This window comes from Rhizobium sp. PEPV16 (assembly GCF_008919455.1).
Taxonomy (GTDB): Bacteria; Pseudomonadota; Alphaproteobacteria; order Rhizobiales; family Rhizobiaceae; genus Rhizobium; species Rhizobium leguminosarum_Q.
Map to the genome: position 1 here is coordinate 1 of NZ_VSZV01000078.1, position 3032 is coordinate 3032.

A 3032-nucleotide genomic window follows, 5' to 3' on the forward strand; every position below is an offset into this window, starting at 1 on the left:
GACGCCAGCCTTTCGCATTTCCTTGGGCAGCCGGCGCATCATTTTCTGCGGTGTCGAAGGCCTGCATCGCGGCAGCAAGCGCACGCGCGCGCGCCTCCGGCGTCGCGGCCGGCGGTGTCAGGCGGGAGAGCTTTTCGAGTTCCTTGTCCACGGTCATACCTCTTCCTTGCCGAGCACGGCCTTCAGCCTCTTGCGCGCCTCATGAACCTGCCAGGACACAGTCGCTTCCGAGCAGCCCATGACATCGGCAGCACCCGAATGGCTGAGACCTTCGCCGTAAACGAGCAGCACGGCGTCGCATTGTCTTTCCGGCAAGGCGCGCACGGCGGCCCATAATTCGCTCGATAGCTCGTCGTCATTTCCATCAGGCGCATCCTGCTGCGGTTCGGCGGCGTAAGCGCGGAATGTCTGCTCCTCTCGTGCAAGCTTGCGTCTATGGTCGCGGGCAGCGTTCAGCGTCAGTGTATAGAGCCATGTCCTGAAGCGGCTGGCGCCGCGAAAGCTGCGGATCGCCGCGCCGAGCTTGACGCAGACCTCCTGGGCGATGTCGTCGGCGTCGGTGGAACTGCCCGACCACCGCCACGCCGTTGCATGGACGAATTCATAATGGCGCGAGACCAGTTGCCCGAAGGCCTCCCGGTCGCCGCCCTGCGCTCGTTCTATGAGCTCTGCGTCCAATTCCGCACCTACCCCATGCTATCCAGCAAGATGCTATTTCGAGATTGAGACGTTTCTCGGATGACTTTCCTTGGGTCGGCGATGAAAAAATTATTGCGAATTTTGAAAGCCGCGACATCCATGGGTCGCGGCCAGACAGATCGTCCGCGTCACAGAGGCGCATGATGAGGACAGAGTCGGCCAGGGACATGATCTGTCATGTCCCAAATCGCGAAAGGACCTCCATGTCCGCTCAACCGCCTGTCCCCACCGAAAGGGGCATCCTGCAGTTTCTGGCGATTTGCGATTCCTTCTATCCGCCAGACGCCGTTCAAGCATCGATCGAACAGCAGCGACATTGGTACGACGCTCTCTGCGCGCGTTTCGACCGCCCGCTGCCCCCGGAGATGATCTTTGCGGACGGCATGCTCCAGCGCATACCGATCCGCCGCTACCGTCCACGGAAAATCAGCACACGCACCATTCTGCTCTATCTTCATGGCGGCGGCTTTGTTGTCGGTTCGCTCGAGAGCCATCATGCCATCTGCGCCGAGATCGCCGATTTTGCCGGCGCGGAACTTGTTTCGGTCGATTACCGGCTGGCCCCTGAATATCGCTGGCCGGCCCAGACGGATGACGGCTTTACCGTGTCGAAACATCTGCTTTCCGCCAACAGCAAGGTCGTGCTGATCGGCGACAGCGCCGGGGCCAATCTGGCGGCGGGCCTTGCATTGCGCGCGCGCGACGAGGGCCTGTCCGGAGTCGTCGGCCAAGTTCTGATCTATCCGGCGCTTGGCGGTGACCTTGCCGCAGGCTCTTACGTCGAAATGGCCGCGGCGCCGGGCCTGACGACGGCGGATGTCGCCTATTATCGCGAAATCCTGCATGCGCCGGCAGGCAATGAGATCGCCGAGCCGCTGCAGGCAGCTTCGCTTGCCGGGCTGCCGCCGGCCTTCATCACGGTCGCGCATTTCGATCCGCTGCGGGACGACGGCCGGCACTATGCCGCCCGGCTCGCCGCGGAGGGCGTCGAAGTCTGGTTCCGAGAGGAGCCGCAGATGGTGCACGCGTGGCTGCGCGCCCGCCATATGAGCGAAGGCGCCCGCGACGGCTTCCGCGCCGTCTGCGAGGCCATAAGGCGTTTTGCTGCGGCTTAGATCACATCAGGTCGCGCGCGATCCGCTTTTCCGCAAAGACCTTTTCGAAGATCTGCACGTCATCCTCGAAGGCGGTGACGACAGCGCTGATAATCCAATCGGTCCGGGTGCAGGCAATCCGTGCGGTCGCTACCGTCCGGACGAACCAGCCGGGGCGGCGCATGTCGCAGGTCCAGGTGGAGACCCCGGTCATCGACAGCGGATCACCGGGTGAAATCGACCAGACTTCTTCCCGCAATTGCCGGGTCGAGAGACCTGTCTCAGGGTGTTCGGCGAGCCCGGTATCCTCGTGGATGTAATACTCCGTCCGGGCGGCCGAGAGGTCGCGGACGACCTGCCGCTTCGTCGCGGTGGCCGCGTGCTCGATGTATTTCGGCAGCGGATCGGGATTGGCCGGTTCCTTGATGTCGATCCGCTGGTGCTCGCCGAGCATCGGCAGCCCCAGACCGAGTGCGGCGATGTCGACCTCGATGCCCTCGTCATCAGGCGGAGGCAGGATCATCGGCCAATAGGCGGTAGAAAGCGAAAGGCGGATGCGATGCCCCTTGCGGAAGCGATAACCGCAGGCATCGAGCACGAGCCGGATCGGCGCCGTCTCGCCCGGTGTGAGCGGCTTGGGATCGGCATTGCCGTCCCGGTGGGTAAGATTGACGACGCCGAAGGCGACACGCGTCGCCGTGCCATCCGGATGGACATCGACGAGTCGGGCGCAGAGATTTCCGCCCGCCGCCCGCGACCGCAGCGCAAGCGTGAGCACCGGCCGGCCGAGATAGTCGTAATCGCCAGCAAGCGGCATCGTATCGAAGACCAGCGAGCCGGCATCGTCCGAGCGTTGATCGATCGCCATTTCCGCGTCGGGTTTCAGCGTGAAATATTCACCCGATGCCGTCCCGGTGTCGAGCGGCGAGCGGAGATAGACGGAATGTTCGGGCGCATGCGGGATCGGCATGCCTTCCGTCAGCTTGCCAAATTGCTCGACATAGAAGCACTGCATCTGCGGCGGCGACCAGACGTCCTTGGCGATCCAGAAACCCGGATCGCTGTCGCGGCGCGGGGCAGGGCGGATGGCATCGAGAATATAGGCGCGGGCCTGCGGCAGCCTGTCGATGCCGTTATCCTCGCCCCGCAGCCATCTGTTCCACCAGGCAATTGCTTCGCCATGGAAATCCGTGCGCGGCTTCGGCCAGGCGAAATGCGGATATTTGTGGACCCAGGGGC

3 protein-coding genes are annotated in these 3032 nt (G+C 63.5%); 1 reads left to right on the forward strand and 2 read right to left on the reverse strand.

Annotated features, from left to right (window positions below):
- Nucleotides 1-153: 153 nt before the first annotated feature.
- The gene (locus tag FY112_RS00810) at nt 154-678 is read right to left on the reverse strand and encodes an RNA polymerase sigma factor (protein ID WP_132612683.1); all 525 of its coding nucleotides are present in this window, start codon (nt 676-678) and stop codon (nt 154-156) included.
- A gap of 224 nt (nt 679-902) precedes the next feature.
- Here FY112_RS00810 and FY112_RS00815 point away from each other — a divergent pair, with 224 nt between their 5' ends.
- Nucleotides 903-1814, forward strand: a complete 912-nt coding sequence (locus tag FY112_RS00815) for an alpha/beta hydrolase (protein ID WP_151517391.1) — start codon at nt 903-905, stop codon at nt 1812-1814.
- A 1-nt stretch (nt 1815) separates the two neighbouring features.
- Here FY112_RS00815 and FY112_RS00820 read toward each other — a convergent pair.
- A partial coding sequence (locus FY112_RS00820) for a CocE/NonD family hydrolase (RefSeq protein WP_151517392.1) occupies nt 1816-3032 on the reverse strand: 1217 nt, incomplete at its 5' end.

What these genes read in the sequence shown, in the direction of transcription:
- FY112_RS00815 (WP_151517391.1), top strand. Translation starts at nt 903, where the DNA reads ATGTCCGCTCAACCGCCTGTCCCCACCGAAAGGGGCATCCTGCAGTTT.